This is a genomic window from Streptomyces sp. NPDC028991 (genome assembly GCF_055564775.1).
On sequence record NZ_JBVHVP010000006.1, the window covers coordinates 109,664 to 128,852 of the forward strand.

The 19,189-nt window shown below is 73.1% G+C and carries 18 protein-coding genes; 5 read left to right on the forward strand and 13 right to left on the reverse strand.

Annotation, left to right across the window (positions count from 1 at the left end):
* Window positions 1-3: 3 nt before the first annotated feature.
* The 5 genes from ACZ4V1_RS15470 to ACZ4V1_RS15490 form a co-directional block, all read right to left on the reverse strand.
* Complete coding sequence (locus ACZ4V1_RS15470; RefSeq protein WP_468335097.1) at window positions 4-1,602, reverse strand: acyl-CoA carboxylase subunit beta; 1,599 nt, start codon at window positions 1,600-1,602, stop codon at window positions 4-6.
* On the reverse strand, window positions 1,599-3,269 hold the full coding sequence (locus tag ACZ4V1_RS15475) for an acyclic terpene utilization AtuA family protein (RefSeq protein WP_468335100.1): 1,671 nt from the start codon (window positions 3,267-3,269) through the stop codon (window positions 1,599-1,601). Before ACZ4V1_RS15475 ends, ACZ4V1_RS15470 begins: the two co-directional genes overlap by 4 nt.
* Window positions 3,266-4,102 (reverse strand): TIGR03084 family metal-binding protein, encoded by an 837-nt coding sequence (locus tag ACZ4V1_RS15480; protein ID WP_468335102.1) that lies wholly within the window; start codon window positions 4,100-4,102, stop codon window positions 3,266-3,268. The genes ACZ4V1_RS15475 and ACZ4V1_RS15480 overlap by 4 nt, the downstream gene beginning before the upstream one ends.
* 192 nt (window positions 4,103-4,294) lie before the next feature.
* Window positions 4,295-6,172 carry a serine/threonine-protein kinase gene (locus ACZ4V1_RS15485; protein WP_468335105.1) on the reverse strand — a complete coding sequence of 626 codons (1,878 nt, stop codon included), beginning with the start codon at window positions 6,170-6,172 and terminating at the stop codon, window positions 4,295-4,297.
* 91 nt (window positions 6,173-6,263) lie between these two features.
* A complete protein-coding gene (locus ACZ4V1_RS15490) occupies window positions 6,264-7,226 on the reverse strand; it encodes an EamA family transporter (RefSeq protein WP_468335108.1) in 963 nt (320 codons plus the stop codon).
* A 298-nt stretch (window positions 7,227-7,524) separates the two neighbouring features.
* Between ACZ4V1_RS15490 and ACZ4V1_RS15495 the strand changes: the two genes are divergently transcribed.
* Entirely contained in the window at window positions 7,525-7,977 is a 453-nt protein-coding gene (locus ACZ4V1_RS15495) for an NUDIX hydrolase (RefSeq protein WP_468335111.1), read from the forward strand.
* A gap of 86 nt (window positions 7,978-8,063) precedes the next feature.
* Window positions 8,064-8,681: a dihydrofolate reductase family protein gene (locus tag ACZ4V1_RS15500; protein ID WP_468335115.1), complete on the forward strand. Its 618-nt coding sequence runs from the start codon at window positions 8,064-8,066 to the stop codon at window positions 8,679-8,681.
* A 15-nt stretch (window positions 8,682-8,696) separates the two neighbouring features.
* On the opposite strand, the gene ACZ4V1_RS15505 is transcribed toward ACZ4V1_RS15500, so the two are convergent.
* From ACZ4V1_RS15505 to ACZ4V1_RS15525, 5 genes are all read right to left on the reverse strand, one after another.
* Window positions 8,697-9,176, reverse strand: coding sequence for a DinB family protein (locus ACZ4V1_RS15505; protein WP_468335688.1), 480 nt, complete (start codon window positions 9,174-9,176; stop codon window positions 8,697-8,699).
* A 238-nt stretch (window positions 9,177-9,414) separates the two neighbouring features.
* On the reverse strand, window positions 9,415-10,923 hold the full coding sequence (locus ACZ4V1_RS15510; protein ID WP_468335118.1) for a VCBS repeat-containing protein: 1,509 nt from the start codon (window positions 10,921-10,923) through the stop codon (window positions 9,415-9,417).
* 102 nt (window positions 10,924-11,025) lie between these two features.
* Window positions 11,026-11,841 (reverse strand): class I SAM-dependent methyltransferase, encoded by an 816-nt coding sequence (locus tag ACZ4V1_RS15515; RefSeq protein WP_468335121.1) that lies wholly within the window; start codon window positions 11,839-11,841, stop codon window positions 11,026-11,028.
* A 54-nt stretch (window positions 11,842-11,895) separates the two neighbouring features.
* Window positions 11,896-12,150 (reverse strand): GntR family transcriptional regulator, encoded by a 255-nt coding sequence (locus ACZ4V1_RS15520; RefSeq protein ID WP_468335124.1) that lies wholly within the window; start codon window positions 12,148-12,150, stop codon window positions 11,896-11,898.
* Window positions 12,134-12,400, reverse strand: a complete 267-nt coding sequence (locus ACZ4V1_RS15525; protein WP_386512975.1) for a GntR family transcriptional regulator — start codon at window positions 12,398-12,400, stop codon at window positions 12,134-12,136. The genes ACZ4V1_RS15520 and ACZ4V1_RS15525 overlap by 17 nt, the downstream gene beginning before the upstream one ends.
* Window positions 12,401-12,543: 143 nt before the next feature.
* Here ACZ4V1_RS15525 and ACZ4V1_RS15530 point away from each other — a divergent pair, with 143 nt between their 5' ends.
* Both ACZ4V1_RS15530 and ACZ4V1_RS15535 read left to right on the forward strand, forming a co-directional pair.
* On the forward strand, window positions 12,544-12,783 hold the full coding sequence (locus ACZ4V1_RS15530) for a hypothetical protein (RefSeq protein ID WP_468335127.1): 240 nt from the start codon (window positions 12,544-12,546) through the stop codon (window positions 12,781-12,783).
* On the forward strand, window positions 12,780-13,064 hold the full coding sequence (locus ACZ4V1_RS15535) for a hypothetical protein (protein ID WP_468335130.1): 285 nt from the start codon (window positions 12,780-12,782) through the stop codon (window positions 13,062-13,064). Before ACZ4V1_RS15530 ends, ACZ4V1_RS15535 begins: the two co-directional genes overlap by 4 nt.
* 39 nt (window positions 13,065-13,103) lie before the next feature.
* Here the strand turns inward: ACZ4V1_RS15535 and ACZ4V1_RS15540 are convergent, their stop codons facing one another.
* The gene (locus ACZ4V1_RS15540; protein WP_468335133.1) at window positions 13,104-15,998 is read right to left on the reverse strand and encodes an FAD-binding and (Fe-S)-binding domain-containing protein; all 2,895 of its coding nucleotides are present in this window, start codon (window positions 15,996-15,998) and stop codon (window positions 13,104-13,106) included.
* Between the two features lie 111 nt (window positions 15,999-16,109).
* Here ACZ4V1_RS15540 and serC point away from each other — a divergent pair, with 111 nt between their 5' ends.
* Window positions 16,110-17,228: a phosphoserine transaminase gene (gene serC, locus ACZ4V1_RS15545; protein ID WP_468335136.1), complete on the forward strand. Its 1,119-nt coding sequence runs from the start codon at window positions 16,110-16,112 to the stop codon at window positions 17,226-17,228.
* A 71-nt stretch (window positions 17,229-17,299) separates the two neighbouring features.
* Here the strand turns inward: serC and ACZ4V1_RS15550 are convergent, their stop codons facing one another.
* Complete coding sequence (locus tag ACZ4V1_RS15550; RefSeq protein WP_468335139.1) at window positions 17,300-18,124, reverse strand: ABC transporter permease; 825 nt, start codon at window positions 18,122-18,124, stop codon at window positions 17,300-17,302.
* Window positions 18,121-19,131, reverse strand: a complete 1,011-nt coding sequence (locus tag ACZ4V1_RS15555; RefSeq protein ID WP_468335142.1) for an ATP-binding cassette domain-containing protein — start codon at window positions 19,129-19,131, stop codon at window positions 18,121-18,123. Before ACZ4V1_RS15555 ends, ACZ4V1_RS15550 begins: the two co-directional genes overlap by 4 nt.
* Window positions 19,132-19,189: the final 58 nt, after the last annotated feature.

A 19,189-nucleotide genomic window follows, 5' to 3' on the forward strand; every position in this document is an offset into this window, starting at 1 on the left:
TCCTCACATCCGGAAGACGCCGAAGCCACCGCGCGCACCCTCGTAGGGCGCGGTGTGGATGGCGGACAGGCACAGGCCGAGGACGGTACGGGTGTCACGCGGGTCGATGACGCCGTCGTCGTAGAGCCGCCCGGACAGGAACACGGGCAGCGACTCGGACTCGATCTGCCGCTCCACCATGGCGCGCAGCGCCGCGTCGCCCTCGTCGTCGTACGGCTGTCCCTTGGCGGCGGCCGACTGGCGGGCGACGATGGAGAGGACGCCGGCGAGCTGCTGCGGGCCCATGACGGCGGACTTGGCGCTGGGCCAGGCGAAGAGGAAGCGCGGGTCGTAGGCGCGGCCGCACATGCCGTAGTGGCCGGCCCCGTAGGAGGCGCCGAGGAGGACCGACAGGTGGGGCACGCGGCTGTTGCTGACCGCGTTGATCATCATCGCGCCGTGCTTGATGATGCCGCCCTGCTCGTACTCCTTGCCGACCATGTAGCCGGTGGTGTTGTGCAGGAAGAGGAGCGGGATGTCGCGCTGGTTGGCGAGCTGGATGAACTGGGCCGCCTTCTGCGACTCCTCGCTGAACAGCACCCCTTGGGCGTTGGCGAGGATGCCCACCGGGTAGCCGTGCAGGGTCGCCCACCCCGTCGTCAGGCTCGTCCCGTACAGGGGCTTGAACTCGTCGAAGTCGGAGGCGTCGACGATCCGGGCGATCACCTCGCGCGGGTCGAAGGGGGTCTTGAGGTCGCCGGGGACGATGCCGAGGAGTTCCTCCGGGTCGTACTTCGGCGGCTCGGCCGGGCCCGGGTCGGGGTGGGCCTTGCGGTGGTTGAGGCGGGCGACGACACGGCGGGCCTGGCGCAGCGCGTCCGGCTCGTCCACGGCGAAGTGGTCGGCGAGGCCCGAGGTGCGCGCGTGCATCTCGGCGCCGCCCAGCGACTCGTCGTCGCTCTCCTCGCCGGTGGCCATCTTCACCAGCGGTGGTCCGCCGAGGAACACCTTCGCGCGCTCCTTGACCATGATCACGTGGTCGGACATGCCGGGGATGTACGCGCCCCCCGCGGTCGAGTTGCCGAAGACGACGGCGATGGTGGGGATACCGGCCGCCGACAGCCGGGTGATGTCGCGGAAGATGCCGCCGCCCGGGATGAAGATCTCCTTCTGCGACGGCAGGTCGGCGCCCCCGGACTCGACCAGGCTGACGCAGGGCAGCCGGTTGGCGAGCGCGATGTCGTTGGCGCGCAGGGCCTTCTTCAGCGACCAGGGGTTGCTGGCGCCGCCGCGCACGGTCGGGTCGTTGGCGGTGATCAGGCACTCGACGCCCTCGACGACACCGATGCCGGTGACCAGGGAGCCGCCCACCGCGTACTCGCTGCCCCAGGCCGCCAGCGGCGACAGCTCCAGGAAGGGCGTGTCGGGGTCGAGAAGCAGCTCGACGCGCTCACGGGCGAGGAGCTTGCCGCGCCCCCGGTGCCGGGCGACGTACTTCTCGCCGCCGCCGGCCAGCGCCTTGGCGTGTTCGGCGTCGAGTTCGGCGAGCTTGGCGAGCATGGCCTCGCGGCCGGCCCGGTGGTCGGGGGCGGAGGGGTCGAGGGCGGAGGCGAGGACGGTCACAGGAGAACCTCCGGAATGTCCAGGTGCCGGGCGCGCAGCCATTCACCGAGCGCCTTGGCCTGCGGGTCGAAACGGGCCTGCGCGGCGCCGCCCTCGCCGAGGATGCCCTCGACGAGGAAGTTGAGGGCGCGCAGGCCGGGGAGTGCGTGCCGGGTGACGGGCAGGTCTCGGGCCTCCGGGAGCAGCTCCCGGAACCGGTCGGCGGTCAGCTCGTGCGCGAGCCAGCGCCAGGCCTCGTCGGTCCGCGCCCAGACGCCGACGTTGGCGTTCCCGCCCTTGTCGCCGCTGCGGGCACCGGCGACGAGCCCGAGGGGGGCGCTTCGGCGAGGCCCGTCCGGCAGCGGCTCCGGCAGCGGCGGTTCCGGTACTTCCGCCAGTACGGCGGTGTCCTGGGCGCCTGACACGGGAATCCGTCGCCCGTCATGGAGGACTGCCACATGGTCGACGGCACCATGGGGGACGTACACGTCCTCGAAGACCCCATACGGCGCGCCCTTTCCGGGTGGCGCCAGCACATGGAAGCCGGGGTAACTGGCGAGGGCCAGCTCGATGGCGGCCCCGGTCAACGCCCGGCCCACGGCCTGCTGGTCGGCGTCCCGGACGACGAGCCGCAGCAGGGCGCTGGCCGTCTCCTCGGTCGAGGCGTCGGGCCGGTCGGTGCGCACGAGGTCCCAGCGGACGTCGGCGACCTTGGCGAGGGCGGGTTCCATCTGCGCCCGCACCAGTGCGGCCTTGGCCTCCACACCGAGGCCGGTGAGCACGAAGGAGACCTCGTTGCGGAAGCCGCCCAGGCGGTTCAGGCCGACCTTGAGGGCGGGCGGCGGGGCCTCGCCGCGCACGCCCTCGACGCGGACGCGGTCGGGCCCGTCCTGGGCGAGCCGTACGGTGTCCAGCCGGGCGGTGACGTCGGGCCCCGCGTACCGGGCGCCGCCCGTCTCGTACAGCAGCTGGGCCGTCACCGTGCCGACGTCGACGAAACCGCCGGTGCCGTCGTGCTTGGTGATGACGCAGCTGCCGTCGGCGCGCAGTTCGGCGAGCGGGAAGCCGGGGCGGCGCACGTCCCCGTCCTCGAAGAACGCGTAGTTGCCGCCGGTCGCCTGCGCCCCGCACTCCAGCACGTGCCCGGCGACGACCGCGCCCGCGAGCCGGTCGTACTCCGTCGGCGCCCAGCCGAAGTGCGCGGCGGCGGGCCCGGTGACCAGGGCGGCGTCGGTGACCCGGCCGGTGACGACCACGTCGGCGCCCGCGCGCAGGCACTCGGCGATGCCGAAGCCGCCGAGGTAGGCGTGCGCGGCCAGCACTCCCGGGTGGGCGGCGGTGAGGTCGTCGCCCTCGACGTGCGCGACGCGTACGGGGATGCCGAGCCGGTCGGCGAGCGCGCGCACGGCGGCGGCGAGTCCGGCGGGGTTCAGCCCGCCGGCGTTGGCGACGATCCTGACGCCCCGCTCGTGGGCGAGGCCGAGGCACTCCTCCAGTTGCCGCAGGAAGGTGCGGGCGTACCCGGCGTCCGGGTCCTTCAGCCGGTCCCGGCCCAGGATGAGCATGGTCAGCTCGGCGAGGTAGTCGCCGGTCAGGACGTCCAGCGGGCCGCCGGTGAGCATCTCGCGCATGGCGTCGAAGCGGTCGCCGTAGAACCCGGACGCGTTGCCCACGCGGAGGACACTCACCGGGCGGCTCCCTTCGGCGCCCGTCCTGCTCCTTTCGGCGCCCGTCCGGCTCCCTTCGGCGCCCGTCCGGCTCCCGGCGGCCCGGCGAAGGCCTGGGCGATGTCCAGCCAGCGGTCGGCGTCCGGGCCCTCGGCGCGCAGGGCGAGGTCGGCGCGGTGGGCGCGCTGGGTGGCGAGGAGGCAGAAGTCGAGGGCGGGACCGGTGACGCGCTGCCCCGCGTCCTCGGGTCCGTAGGTCCACAGTTCCCCGCCGGGGGCGGTGAGTTCGACGCGGAACGGCTCGGCGGGAGGGGTGCGGTCGTGGGCCGCGTAGGCGAAGTCACGGGCCCGTACGCCGATGCGGGCGATGTGCCGCAGCCGGCCGGTGGGCGGGCGCGTCACACCGAGGGTGTCGGCGATGTCGAGGCCGTGGGCCCAGGTCTCCATCAGGCGGGCGGTGGCCATGGAGGCGGCGGCCATGGGCGGCCCGTACCAGGGGAAGCGGGCGCCCGGGGCCGACTCGCGCAGCGCCCTGCCGAGCGCGGCGCGGCCCTCCCGCCAGGCGGCCAGCAGGTCGGCGGGGGCCTGCCGGGCGCCTTCCTCGGCGCCGTCGTCGACGTAGCGGCCGGGCGCGGCGAGGGCCTGTTCCACCAGGACCCGGAAGCCGTCCTCGTCGGTGACGGCGAGCAGGGCGGACCGGTCGGTCCAGGCCAGGTGCGCGATCTGGTGAGCGATCGTCCAGCCGGGCGCCGGGGTGGCGAGGCGCCACTCCTCGGGGCTCAACCGGGCGACCAGCGCGTCGAGTTCCTCGCTCTCCTCGCGCAGGTCGTCGATCACGGGCGTCGGGTCGGACACGGGGCGCTCCCCTCGGGCACGGCGGCGTGCGGCGCGGTGTGGGGTGGAGCATGGCAGGGGCGGTGGTAACAATCAAGCACGCTTGCATGATTTTTGACCGCGGACGACCGCGGAGGCCGTGGACGCCTGCGGAGGCTCAAGGAAGGCGCCCGGACGGTGGGGGACGTCAGGTCTCCTGGCCGGGCTCGGACCTCAGTCCGCGCGCCAGACCGTCATGTCCGTGGTGACGAAGCCGATGTCCGGCATGGCGGTCGACTTCACCTGGACGACCAGCAGCATGATGTCGCCGTTGCGGTGCTTGGCACAGATCTCGGTCCCGGCCGAGGCGGCGGCCAGTGGGAGGCGGTGGCCGAGGCTGCCGACCTCGGCCTCGACGTCGGCCATCCTCTGACGGCAGTCCTCGTACGTGGTGCCCGGGTCGCCGAACATCATGGAGAAGACGCTGGTGTCGCTCTCCAGTGCACAGGTCTGCGCGCAGGTGAAGCGGATGTCTCGCTTACGGTCGTCGCGGGTCTTCCCCTCGCTGACGCTGAGTGAGTTCTCGGCGTTCAGAAACTGGGGGCCGTAGGCGTGGGCCACCGGAGTGGTGGAACCGGTGGCGGCACCGTCGGCCGCCGCATCCGGCGCGGCCGACCCGTCGGCCCCCGACGCGGACCCCTCCGTGGCCGCCGTTCCGGACGCCGGGCCTCCGGACGACGCATCGCCGGATGCCGCACCGCCGGGCGCCGACGATCGTGCCGTCGGGCCGGGGCTCCCGGACTCGGACGCGGACGCGGCCGTGTCCCGGTCGCGGGTTCGGTCCATCGCGTCCCGCAGCGTCCACGCCGCCGTGAGTACCAGCCCGCCCGCGGCCAGGGCGGCGGCCGCGATCAGGGCGACGCGTCTCCTGCGGCGCCTCCGCTCGTCCGGCCCGGCCGGCCGCTGCGGCGCGGTCGTGCCGTACGGACCGGCGGGCCAGGGCGCGGCACCCGGACCATGCGGAGCGACTGGCCCATGCGGGGCGCCCGGCCCGTACGGGGCGCCCGGCCCGTGCGGGGCACCCGGCCCCTGAGCAGTAACGGGCCACTGACCGGTGGCGGGCCCCTGCGGGACGGCTGCCGGCTGCGGGACGGTCCACGGCCGCGTGTGTACCGCGGTCGGAGCCGACGACGGCTCCGGAGCCAGGGGGGCAGGCGCCGGGACCGTCACCTCCGCCCCCGCGAACTCCCGCCAGACGTCCGGCCCCGCGCCCGTCTCGGTGTCCCGCCCCAGTTCCCGTCGGCACCACTCGACGACCTCCGCCGGGGTGGCCCGCTCCCCCGGTTCCGCGGCCAGGCACCGGGCGAGCAGCCCGCGCAGTTGCTCGGGCAGCCCGGACAGGTCGGGCTCGGAGTGCACGATCCGGTACAGCACGCTGACCGCGGGCCCGTCCCCGTAGAGCGGCCTGCCCAGCGCCGCGAAGGCGGCCGTCTGGCCGAGCGCGAAGATGTCGGTCGCCGCCGTGACGTCACCCGCGGACGCCTGCTCGGGAGCCATGTACTGGGGCGTGCCGATCGCGGTGCCCGTGGCGGTGTGCGCGGTGCTGTCGGCGGCGAGCGAGATGCCGAAGTCGATGACCCGCGGTCCGTCCGAGGCGAGCAGCACGTTCGACGGCTTGAGGTCCCGGTGCACGATCCCCGCACCGTGGATGGCCTGCAACGCCTCGGCGACCCCCGCCATCAGCCACAGCACTGCCGGCACCGGCAGCTGCCCGCTCCGGGCGACGACGTCCGACAGGGCGGGGCCGGGCACGTACAGCGTGGCCAGCCAGGGCGGTGTGCCGTCCGGGTCGGCGTCGATCAGTTCGGCGGTGTAGGCGCCCTTCACCTTCCGGGCCGCCTGGATCTCCCGGCCGAAGCGTCGCCGGAAGGTCGGGTCGTCGGCCAGTTCCGACCGTACGACCTTGATGGCGATCGGCCGGCCGCCCTGGGTGTGCGACAGGTAGACCCGGCCCATGCCGCCCGCGCCGAGCCGCGCCGCGAGGCGGTAACCGGCCACCGTGCGTGGATCGTCGTCCTGCAAGGGCTGGAAGACCTCGGCCGTGTGGTTCATCGGTTCCTCCCCATGATCCCGATGAGATGACCAGGTCCGCAGCCTATGCGTTGCGGATGACCATGGGTCGGGCCGGGGGCGGTCGCGGCCGCTACGGCATGTCCGGGAGCGCCTTCACCCGGCGCCGCCCCACCTGCGTACGCACCGCGCCCATGCTGGCCGCGATGACCAGGGCGATGGCGGCGGACTGGGTGGCGGACAGGGCCTGGTCGAGGATGAGGAAACCGGCCGCCGCGGCGATGGCGGGCTCCAGGCTCATGAGGATGGCGAAGGTGGGCGCGGGCAGGCGGCGCAGGGCGAGGAGTTCGAGGGTGTAGGGCAGGACGGAGGAGAGCAGGGCGACCCCGGCGCCCAGCGCCAGTGTCATCGGGTCGAGGAGCTTGCCGCCCGACTCGGCGATGCCCAGCGGCAGGAACAGCACCGCCCCGACCGCCATGGCGAGGGCCAGCCCGTCGGCCTGCGGGAAGCGGCGCCCCGTACGCGCGCTGAAGACGATGTACGCCGCCCACATCGCGCCCGCCCCCAGCGCGAAGGCGACGCCGGCCGGGTCGAGGCTGTCGAAGCCGCCGCCACCGAGGAGGAAGACGCCGGCCAGGGCGAGCGCGGCCCAGACCAGGTTGACCGCGCGGCGGGAGGCGAAGACGGAGAGGGCGAGCGGGCCGAGCACCTCCAGGGTGACGGCGGGGCCGAGGGGGATGCGGTCGACGGCCTGGTAGAAGAGGCCGTTCATGCCGGCCATGGCGATGCCGAAGACGACGACCGTGCCCCAGTCGGCCCGGGAGTGGCCGCGCAGCCGGGGCCGGCAGATGAGCAGCAGTACGACGGCGGCCACGGCCAGCCGCAGGGTCACCACGCCGAGCGCGCCGGCCCGGGGCATGAGGCTCACCGCCAACGCTGCGCCGAACTGCACGGAGAGACCACCGGCGAGGACCAGGCCGACCGGCCCCAGGGAACCCCGTCCGCGCGGGGTACCCGCCGGGTCGGAGGCGGGCCCGGTGCCCGCCACAGGTGCGGCGGCCGGGGTTGACGGGGTGGCGGCGCTGGGGGTGGTCACGGGGCCTTCCTGGGTCTTGGCGTCGAGTCTGGGCTCTGAGTCTTGGCGCGGGGAACGAAACTCCTGCCGGGCGCCGCGCATCGCACCGCGCCGGCCGCTCCGGAGTCGCGCCGACCGGTCCAGAGTAATGACCTCCGGACAGGACCGTGCAAGGTTTACACACCTGACGATGAGTCCCTCGGCCCGCCCGGGTCAACTCCGTCCGTCATACGGACCGCCCGCCGCGGCGGGTACGGTCCCCATGGCGCGTCCCGTGCCCGAATCCGTGTTCCGCCCCCACCACATCCCCCGAGGTCCCGTGCGACAACTCCTTGCCCGCCTCTGGCGGCTCCTGCGCCCCGTTCAGAGCCGCGTCATGTGGATCCTGCACGCCAAGTTCGTGGTCGGCGTGACCGGCGTCGTGCGCGACGACGAGGGGCGGGTCCTGCTCCTGAAGCACCGGATGTGGCCGCCGGGCCGCCAGTGGGGCCTGCCGAGCGGTTTCGCGCGCAAGGGCGAGGACTTCCGGGAGACCGTGGTGCGCGAGGTCAGGGAGGAGACGAACCTCGACGTGGAGGTGGGCCGCCTGGTCATGCTGAACAGCGGTTTCCGCACCCGACTCGAGGTGGCCTACGAGGCCCGTCTGCTGGGCGGCGAACTGCGCATCGACCCGTTCGAGATCCTGGAGGCCCGCTGGTGCCGCCCGGAGGAGCTGCCCGAGGGCGTCCAGCCGGTGTGCCATCCGCTGGTGCGGGGCGAGACGGTGCCCTGAATCGCCCGCGCGGGTGTGTCGAAAGCGCCGGTCCCCGATCGACGCAAGAGTGAAGAGGCACACCCACCACCCGAGGAGCACCCCTCATGACCACCGTCACCGCGGACCTGGCCATCACCCTCGACGGATACGTCGCCGGCCCGAACGTCACCCTCGACAACCCGGGAGGCGACGGCGCCGAGCCGATCTTCGAGTGGATCCACACCCTGGCGAGCTGGCGGGAGCGCCAGGGCATGACCGGCGGGGTGGAGAACCGCGACTCCGAACTGGTCCGTGAGTGGTTCGACGCCACCGGGGCGGTGGTCATGGGCCGGACGATGTACGACATGGGCGAGGAGTTCTGGGGCGACGATCCGCCCTTCCGCACCCCGGTCTTCGTCCTCACCAACCGCCCCCGCCCGACCCTCGTCAAGGAGGGCGGCACCACCTTCACCTTCGTCACCGACGGCATCCACAACGCCCTGGAGCAGGCGAAGGCCGCCGCCGGGGGCAGGAACGTGGACATCGGGGGCGGGGCGAGCACGGTGCGGCAGTACCTCGGGGCCGGGCTCGTCGACGAACTCCAGCTGCACGTGGTGCCCGCGCTCCTCGGCGACGGACTGCGCCTCTTCGAGGCACTGGGCCCGGGGCGGCGCGACCTCGAACAGATCAGGGTCGTCGAGACGCCCCTGGCCACCCACCTGAAGTACCGCTTTCCGAAGTGACCCGGACGCCGCCGGTCAGCCCATGCTCTTCGCCCCGTCCAGGGACTCGCGGATGATGTCGGCGTGGCCGGCGTGCTGGGCGGTCTCGGCGACGATGTGCATCAGCACCCGGCGGGCCGACCACTGCCTGTCGGCCTCGAACCACGGGGCCTTCGGCAACGGCTGCGTGGCCCCCAGGTCGGGCAGCGTGGCGACCAGGTCGTCGGTCCGGCGGGCCGCCTCGGCGTAGTCGGCCAGGACCCCGGCCAGCGTCTCACCGGGCAGCATCCGGAACTCGTCGGTCCGCTGGGCCCAGTCGGCCTCGGTCATGGTCGTGAAGTCCCCCATCGCCGACGGGCCGTTCACGATGAAGTTCGCCCAGCCCCGCTCGACCGAGGACACGTGCTTGATCAAGCCGCCCAGGCAGAGCTCGCTCGCGGTGGTCCGGAGTCCGGCCTGCTCGTCGGTGAGGTCACGGGTCGTGAAGCGCAGGAAGTGCCGTTGGTGGGCCAGCATCTCCAGCAGGTCGGCGCGCTCACCGGTGACGGCCGGGGCCTCGGTCGGGTCGCCGGTGGTCAGGTCGCCGGTGGTCAGGTCACGGGTGGTCAGGTCACGGGTGGTCGACTCGTCGAGAGTGTTCATGGTCTCCGCCTTCCGGTGTTCTGCTCCGTCGGTCGAGGACCACGCTAGGGGCCGTATAGGTCAGACTGTGTCCTAGATCGCCCCGGATCGCCCATGGCACGGCGCGGAGTGCCTAGAGCGCCATCTCACCGCCGCCCATCAGCAGGCCCAGCCCCTCGGTGTCGTCGAAGATGTCCCCGGACAGCCGGGTGACGCCCTCGGTGGCGGGTCCCTCCGCCGTGCCGGGCAGCAGCCACACGACGCCGTCGACCGTGTCGCTGCCCGGCCCGGACACCACGAGGTCGGCACGGCCGTCGCCGTCCAGGTCGGTGAGGCCGACCGAAGCGCCGAAGTCGGCGTCCCCGCCCGGGGCCGCGCCGAGATCGTCCCCGTCGAACAACCGGGCCCCGTCACCACTGAGCCCGCCCGGCCCACCCGCCAGGAACAGCACCTGCTCCGGACCCGGCTCCCCGTACACGTCCCACCGGGGCGCCCCGGCCACCACGTCCGCGTATCCGTCGCCGTTGACGTCCCCGGTGTCCAGGGCGACGAAGGCGGCGTCCTCGTCCTGCGGTTCCTCGCCGGGCACGCCCGGGGTGTCCCGTTCGACGGTCGTCGTCCGCTCCCCGGGCCCGGCCTCCGACCCGTACACCACCGTCACCGAGCTGCGGCTCGCGTCGCCGCCCCGAGGGCTGAGGACCAGGTCGCCGTAACCGTCGCCGTCCACGTCGCCGATCGCCCCCTCCCCCGCGTCGGGGAGGCGGGTGCCCTCCGGCTGCGTGAAGCCGTCCCGGCCGCCGCGCAGGTAGCTCACCGGCTGGTTCCTTTCGGACCAGGGCACCTCGGGTCCCGTGTCGGCGTCGTGGAAGCTCACCAGGTCGTCGACGCCGTCGCCGTCGAGGTCCCCGGCGAGGAGGTCGCCGTAGTTCGCGGTGTCGACGTCCGCGGCGGGTCGGCGCGGGGCGGGGACGCGGCCCGTCCCGGCAGGGGTGCCGTCGCGCCCGAAGGGCCCCTTGAGCAGCCCCTTGTCGGAGCCGAGCCCGAAGACCAGGTCGGCGTGCCCGTCCCCGTCGAAGTCACCGCCGGCGAGTTGCTCGTCCAGGATCGGGTTGGTGTCCCAGGCGACGTGACTGACGTCCGTCCCCGGCACCCGGGTGGCGCGCGACAGTCCGCCTTCGGCGCCCCACATGACGATCACGCTCGGCTTCCAGTCGAAGACGGAGGCGGCGAGATCGGTGTACCCGTCCCCGTCGAAGTCGCGGGCCACCACGTCCGACCCGAAGAAGGCCTCGTCGCGGTTCTTCCCGGGTATCCCGGCATCGTCCTGGGTCAGGTACTGGCACCGGCCGACTCCCGTCCCGTCCCCCGCCCCGTACGCGACCTCGATACTCCCGCCCCCGCTCCCGCCCTGCACACTCCCCATCGAGCCGAAGGCCAGGTCGGGGTTGCCGTCGCCGTCGAAGTCGGCGGCGCCCTCCGGGGCGGGCCGGTCCGACGCGGGTGCGGCGGCCGACGCGGCAGCGGTGCCGTGGGCGCCGGTCCCGCAGCCGTGCGGCGCGGCGACGTCGGCCGGCTCGTCGTTCGCGACCACCACACCCGCGGCGACCGCCAACGCGACGACGGCCGCGCCGCCCCCGATCACCCAGGGGCGCTTGCCGCCACGTCGCCGTGGAGCTTCTCCTTGACCACCCGAACCGTCCATAGAAACGATCACGCGAGGGCCACCCCGCGCGGTTCCGGCGGGTCAGGCCGGTCGGCGCCCGACGGCGAGCAGATGCGAACTCGCCGCCAGCAGATCCGAGTGGGGCTCGGCCATACGGGCAGCGGTGAGGACCGACTCGAAGAGGTTCGACTCACGGAACGACTGGCCGGTGTTGCGCTCCGCCGCCGCCAGCAGCGCCCAGGCAGGTCCCTCGATCCCGAACACCTCCGCGCCCACGAAGCCCGCCGCCGCGACCTCGTCGCGCAACTGCTCCCCGGTGTGGAAGTACGCCGTGGTGAACGCCTTCCTCCCGTCGTGGATCTGGGTCGTGAGAATGGTCCCGATGCTCTCCCGCATCGCGTCCTTGTGCAGGTGGGCGTACGCGGCGTGCTCGAACAGCGACGCGTACCGGTTGATGCCCGCCACCGCCAGGAGCCCGCCGGGCTTCAGCACACGGAGAGCCTCCGCCAGCGCACGGTCCCGATCCGCGCGCTCCGGCAGGTGGTAGAGGGGTCCCAGCATGAGCACGACGTCGAAGGAGCCGTCGTCGGCCGTGAGGCGCCGGGCGTCGCCCAACTCGACGGTGGCTCCGGATTCCTTGGCCTGTTCCACATGCCGAGGAATCGGGTCGACCAGATGCACCGCGTACCCGTCCTCGACGAGCCACCGGGCGTGCGTCCCGGGGCCGCCACCGACGTCGAGCACCCGCGCCGGTGGCGAGGGGAGGTGGCGACGCAGCAACTCCTGCGTACGTACCATCTCCAGACGCCCGTCGGCGGTGCTGCTCAGCCGGTCCGCCTCATCGGCGGTCTCGCTGTAGAACCTCACGATCTCCGGCGTTACCTCAAGGCTCGTCATGCGCGCATTCTGGTAGCCGTGCGTCGGGTCAGTCCATGCGGCACGAACAGCTTGCTACGCCTCGACCTCGCCATTCGACCGGCGGTCGACGAAGGAGCCGAGATCGACCTCGGCGCGGATCAGCCCTTCCCCTTTCAGGTGGGCCAGCGCCTTCTGAGCGGTCGACGCCGCGATGGCGAATTCGGTCGACAACTCGACCACCGACGGAACCAGGGCATCAACGGGATAAGTACCGTCCGCGATGCGCGCCTCAATGGCAGCGGCGACCTGCCGCCACACGGGCCGGGTGCGATCAAGCTCGGGAGTCATGCACCGCGCCACTGTCATCAGGCCGGTGAGCCACGAACGAGCCGAGGCCGGGCTCCGTGTAAGTCAGCCCCTCCTCGCGCAGTGCCCGCAGGACCTTGTGCGCGGTCGCGTTGGCGATCCCGAACTCCGCCGTGAGCTGCACGACAGACGGGACGCGGGTACGCGGCGGGTAGGTGCCGTCGGCGATGCGGCCACGCACCACCTCGGCGACCTGACGCCAGCGAGGGATGTCCGGAGCAAACTCGATCACCAATTCAGGATGAGCATACTTAGCGCGATACGCGATACAGAGGATACCTAGCATGCCTAGAATGCCCATGTAACCTAGACCCCCGCGACGGGTGGAGCCGTCCGGGGGCGCGGCCACCAGCCAAACCCAACGGAGCTGATGACATGACCGAGCCTATCGACCGCCTCGTCGCGTGGGTGAGCCTCTTGCTCAAACCCCGAGGCACCCACCCGCGCCCGCCCGCACGCCCCGCACCTCCTCGTCCAGCCGCCACCCGCGTACCCCTCCTCCCCTCCCACCGCAGTCCCTACGGCCTGCCCACCACCCTCGACGGCACCGAGACGGCGGCCGTACGCCCGTACCTCCTCGCGCACCCGCCGTACGAGCTGGAGGCGGCAGCATGACGCAACCGCGCGAACCCCGCCTGCTCCCCTGGTCCGGTCCCGAGGGCAAACCCTGCTACCTGATCACCGACGACGACGGCGGCCCCGTCTCCCGGCTGGCGGACACCACCGAGAGCACACAGCTCGGCATGGGCGCCGAACTCCTCGCCCACGCCCACGACCTCCTCCCCCGCGCCCCGCACGGCGAACTCCGCTACCTCGCCGAACGGCTCACCGAAGCCCTCGCCGATGTGCTGCGCGTGGCCGAAAGCCGGGGACGGAGGCTGAACGGGCTCAACTGAGCGCGTCGAGGACACGCGGGGCGGTTCTGTCCTCGCTTCTCAGGACCGCTCCAGCCCGTCCGCCAGCACCTCCGCCAGGTGACGCCCCCGCACCCCCGCCAACTGCTCAAGCTGCGTCCGGCAGGAGAAGCCGTCCGCCAGGACCACCCCCCCGTCCGGTGCCTCGCGCACCGCCGGGAGCAGCTGGTCCTCCGCGCAGGCGGCCGAGACCTCGTAGTGGCCGTCCTCGAAACCGAAGTTGCCCGCGAGGCCGCAGCAGCCGCCGGTCAGCTCGCCGGTCAGGCCGGCCGCCTCGCGCAGTCGGCGGTCGGCCGCGTCGCCCAGGACCGCGTGCTGGTGGCAGTGGGTCTGGCCGGTGACCGGGCGGTTCACGGCGGGCGGGGTCCAGTCGGGGGCATGGCGCTCCAGCGCCTCCGCGAAGGTCACCACGCGGGCGGCGAGTCGAGCCGCCCGCGGGTCGTCGTGCAGCAGCTCCGGCAGGTCCGTGCGCAGGGCGGCGGCGCAGCTCGGTTCCAGGACGACGACCGGCGCCGAGGTCTCCAGCACCGGGGCCATCAGGTCCAGCGTGCGGCGCATCACCGCACGGGCGCGGTCCAGTTGGCCCGTCGACACGTACGTCAGTCCGCAGCAGACCCGGCCCCGGCGGGCCGTCAGGAGAGAGACCGCCGATTTCGACGTGCCGTCGCCGACCACGGCACGTCCCCGCAGCGTCGGCGGCAGCGCCACCCGCAGCCCCGCCGCCTCCAGCACCCGTACGGCCGCCCGGCCCACGGCCGGTGACAGGTGCTCGGTGAAGGTGTCCGGCCAGAGGACGACCAGGTCACCGGACTCCGACCCCGGCCCCGGCCCGGGCCCGGGCCGTCCGGCGCCCGGACGCCGCCTGCGCCACCACCGGCTGAACGTCTCCCCCGCCAGCCGCGGGACCTCCCGCTCCCCCGCGATCCCGCCCAGCCGTTTCGCCACCGCCGCCAACGGACGCACAGCGGCCAGCCTGTTGACGACCGGCGCCGTACGCGTACGCGCCGCCCAGCGCAGCCACACCGGCAGCCACCCCATCGCGTAGTGGGCGGCAGGGCGGCGGCGGCCGGCGTAGTGGTGGTGCAGGAACTCCGCCTTGTACGTGGCCATGTCGACCTCGACCGGGCAGTCGGAGCGGCAGCCCTTGCAGGACAGGCACAGGTCGAGGGCGTCCCGGACCTCCGTGGAGCGCCAGCCGTCGGTCACCAGCTCACCGGCGAGCATCTCGTGCAGCAGCCGGGCACGCCCGCGCGTGGAGTGCTCCTCCGCACCGGTCGCCCGGAACGACGGGCACATGACCGAGGAGCCCGCCGCCGACGTCGTACGGCACTTGGCGACCCCGACACAGCGCCGCACCGCCGCCGAGAAGTCGCCGCCGTCGGCCGGGTATCCGAACGCCACGTCCACCGGCTCACGCGGCAGGACGGAGAAGCGGAGGTTCGCGTCGAGCGGCGCCGGGCGGACCAGCATCCCCGGGTTGAGGAGGTCGTCCGGGTCCCAGACGGCCTTCGCGCGCTCGAAGAGGGCGACCGTCTCATCGCCGTACATCCTCGGCAGCAGCTCCGCCCGCGCCTGGCCGTCCCCGTGTTCCCCGGAGAGGGACCCTCCGTGTGCCACGACCAGGTCGGCCAGTTCCTCGGAGAAGCGGCGGAAGCGGGCCACCCCGGCGTCCGTCAGCAGGTCGAAGTCGATGCGTACGTGGATGCAGCCGTCCCCGAAGTGCCCGTACGGCGTGCCGCGCAGGCCGTGGGCGGACAGGAGGGCCCGGAAGTCCCGCAGATAGGCGCCCAGCCGGACCGGCGGCACCGCGCAGTCCTCCCAGCCGGGCCACGCCTCCGAGCCGTCCGGCATCCGCGTCGCCGTCCCGCTCGCGTCCTCCCGGATCCGCCACAGCGCCCGCTGCCCGGCCGGGTCGGCCACCACCAGCGCGTCGACGACGTCGGCCGCCCGGACCACCGCCTCCGCACGCGCACGCGCCTCCGCCTCCGACGCCCCGCCCGTCTCCACGAACAGCCACGCCCCGCCCCGGGGCAGCCCGGCCGCGGACGCCGGCGGCACCAGGTCCACCGCCATGCCCTCCACCGTCAGCGGCCCGAGCGGCAGCAGCCCGGCCGCCGCCTCCGCCGCCCCGGCCTCGTCGGCGTAACCGAGCACCGCCAGCGCACGCGCGCGCGGTGCCTCGACCAGCCGGACCACCGCCTCGGTCAGCACGCCCAGCGTGCCCTCCGAGCCGCAGAAGGAGCGGGCCACGTCCGCGCCCCGCTCCGGCAGCAGGGCGTCCAGCGCGTAGCCGGAGATACGGCGGGGCAGGTCGGGGAAGCCGGTGCGCAGCCGTGCCAGGTCGCCGTCCACCAGCTCGCGCAGGCCCTCCGGCGCCCCTGCCCACTCCCGCCCGAGCCGCAGCCGCCGCCCCCGCGCGGTGAGCACCGTCAGCTCGCGCACGCTGTCCGCCGTCGTGCCCCACGCCACCGAGTGGGAGCCGCACGAGTTGTTGCCGATCATTCCGCCGAGCGTGCAGCGGCTGTGAGTGGACGGGTCGGGGCCGAAACGCAGGCCGTGCGGGGCGGCGGCCCGCTGGAGCCGGTCGAGGACGAGCCCCGGCTGGACGACGGCCGTTCGCGCCTCCCGGTCGAGCGAGACCAGCCGGTTCATGTGCCGGGTGAAGTCCAGGACGACGCCCGTGCCGGTCGCCTGACCCGCGATCGACGTGCCGCCGCCGCGCGCCACGACCGGCACCCCGCGCGCCCGGCACACCTCCAGTACCGCCGCCACGTCGTCGGCGTCCCTCGGTGCCACCACACCCAGTGGGACCCGCCGGTAGTTGGACGCGTCCATCGTCGTCAGGGCCCGGGCGGTGACGTCGAACCCGACCTCGCCCCGGACGGCCCCGCGCAGTGCTGCCTCCAGATCGGTCATGTCATCCAGCATGGGCTCTTGTAGCTCGGTACAGGTCCGCACGGCGGAGATCTCGTCTCATCGGACGGACATGTCTCCGTCCGGTTTCGCCGAGGAGATACCCTCCGGCTCGTGGCTGAGATCCAGATTCCTGCTGACATCAAGCCCGCGGACGGTCGATTCGGCGCGGGTCCCTCCAAGGTGCGGGTGGAGGCGCTGGACGCCCTGGCCGCCACCGGTACGTCCCTTCTCGGCACCTCCCACCGACAGGCCCCGGTCAAGAACCTGGTCGGCAAGGTCCGTGAGGGCATCCGCGAGCTGTTCCGGCTCCCCGACGGCTACGAGGTGATCCTCGGCAACGGCGGCTCCACCGCGTTCTGGGACGTCGCGACCCACGGCCTGATCGAGAACAAGTCGCAGCACCTGAGCTTCGGCGAGTTCTCCTCCAAGTTCGCCAAGGCGGCCAAGCTCGCCCCCTGGCTGGCCGAGCCGACCGTCGTCTCCTCGGACCCGGGCACGCACCCGGACGCGCGTGCCGAGGCCGGCGTGGACGTGTACGCGTTCACGCACAACGAGACCTCGACCGGCGTCGCCATGCCCATCAAGCGCGTGGCCGGCGCCGACGAGGGCTCCCTCGTGCTGGTCGACGCGACCTCCGGCGCCGGCGGACTGCCCGTCGACATCGCCGAGACCGACGTCTACTACTTCGCCCCGCAGAAGTCCTTCGCCTCCGACGGCGGCCTGTGGATCGGCGTCTTCTCCCCGGCCGCCATCGAGCGCGCCGAGCGGATCCACGCGAGCGGCCGGCACGTCCCGGAGTTCTTCTCCCTGCCGACCGCGATCGACAACTCCCGCAAGAACCAGACGTACAACACCCCGGCGCTGGCCACCCTGTTCCTGCTGGGCGAGCAGCTCGACTGGATGAACGGCCAGGGCGGTCTGGACTTCACCACCGGCCGGACCAAGGACTCCTCGTCCCGCCTGTACGCCTGGGCGGAGGATGCCAAGTACGCCACCCCGTTCGTCACCGACCCGGCCAAGCGTTCGCAGGTCATCGGCACCATCGACTTCACGGACGAGGTCGACGCCGCCGCCGTCGCCAAGGTGCTGCGCGCCAACGGCGTCGTCGACACCGAGCCGTACCGCAAGCTCGGCCGCAACCAGCTGCGCGTCGCGATGTTCCCGGCGATCGACCCCGCGGACGTCGAGGCGCTCACCAAGTGCGTCGACTACGTGATCGAGAAGCTCTGATCAGCACTCCCGCAGTACGACGATGAGGGGCGCCCGGCGAATGCCGGGCGCCCCTCATCGCTCTCCCGCTCCTACCTGCTGAGCCGCTGGAAGCGACGCACCGCCAGTGGCAGGAAGACCGCCGTCAGGATCACCGGCCACACGCCCGCCATCAGCAGCGCGTGCTGCTCCACCCACGAGTCGCCGCCGCCGACCGGCGTGCCGAACAGCTCGCGGGCCGCCGCCGCCGTGGACGAGATGGGGTTCCACGCGGCCACCCAGCCCAGCCAGTCGGGCATCAGCTGCGGGGCGACGAAGATGCTGGAGATCATCGTCAGCGGGAACGCCACCGCGAACAGGCCGCCCGCCGCTTCCGGGTTGGGGACCAGCAGGCCCAGCCAGACCCCGATCCAGATCAGCGCGAACCGCAGCCACAGCAGCAGTCCGAAGGCGCCCAGGAAGCCCCACCCCCCGTCCGGCCGCCAGCCCATGGCCAGTGCGGTGAGCATCATGATGGCCAGCTCGGCACAGGCGACCACGAGGTCGGTCACACCGCGCCCCGCCACCACGGCCGAGGAGGACATCGGCATGGAGCGGAAACGGTCGATGACGCCCTTGGTGGCGTCGTAGACGACGACGGTCGCGGTGTTGATGAAGCCGAACGCCATGGTCATCACGAACATGCCCGGCATCAGGAAGTCCTTGTAGTCCCCGCCGCCCGGCACCGTCATCGCGCTGCCGAAGACATAGCCGTAGAGGAGGACGGACAGGATCGGGAAGCCGAGCTGCCAGGCGATGTTGACGGGCTGGCGCCGGTAGTGGGTCAGGCCGCGGCGGACGATGTTGCCGCAGTCGGCGAGCAGCCAGTACAGCCGCCCGCGCTCACGCGGGGCCGTCGTCAGGTCGAGGGCGCTCATGCCGCCACCGCCTCCTCTTCCGCACTCGGCTTCTCAGCACTCGAGTTCTCCGTACTCGTACGGTGACCGGTCAGGCGCAGGAACACGTCGTCGAGGCTCGGCCTGCGCAGTCCGATGTCCTCCACCCGGACGCCCTCGTCCTGGAGCGTGCGCGCCACCTCGGTCAGCGCGGACACCCGGTCGGTGACGGGTGCGTGCACGCGCAGCGCCTCCTCGTCGGCCTCGGGTTCGCCGTCGCAGACGCGGGCGACCACCTTCACCGCCCGCGGCATCTCGGCCCGTTCGGCGACCACCACCTCGACGCGGTCGCCGCCGACCAGGTTCTTCAGGCCGTCCGGGGTGTCGTCGGCGATGGACCTGCCCTGGTCGATGACCGTGATGTGCGAGGCGAGCTTGTCGGCCTCCTCCAGGTACTGCGTGGTCAGCAGCACGGTCGTGCCGCTCGCCACCAGCGCGCGGACGGACTCCCAGACCTCGCCGCGACCGCGGGGGTCGAGACCCGTCGTCGGCTCGTCCAGGAACAGCACGGCCGGAGCGAGAATCATCGACGCGGCGAGATCGAGGCGGCGCCGCATGCCGCCGCTGTACTTGCCGACGCCCCGGTCGGCGGCGTCGGCCAGGTCGAACCGCTCCAGCAGCTCGACGGCGCGGGCACGGGCCCGCCTGCCGCCCAGGTGGAACAGGCGCCCGAACATCTCCAGGTTCTGCCGGCCGGTGAGCACCTCGTCCACGGCCGCGTACTGCCCGGTGAGGCCGATCCGCGCCCGTACCTCGCGCGGCTGCCGGGCGACGTCCAGGCCCGCCACCTCGGCCCGTCCCCCGTCCAGCCGGGCCAGCGTGGACAGGATGCGCACGGCGGTGGTCTTGCCCGCGCCGTTCGGCCCGAGCAGGCCGTGCACGGTGCCCTCGCGCACGGCCAGATCGAAGCCGTCGAGGGCGCGTTTCTCGCCGTAACGCTTCTCCAGGCCCTCGGCCCGTACCGCGTATGCGTCGTATGCGTCGCTCATGGGACCCCCTCTCGCTCCCTAACTGAGTACACCGTACCCGATTACGCGTACACCGTAC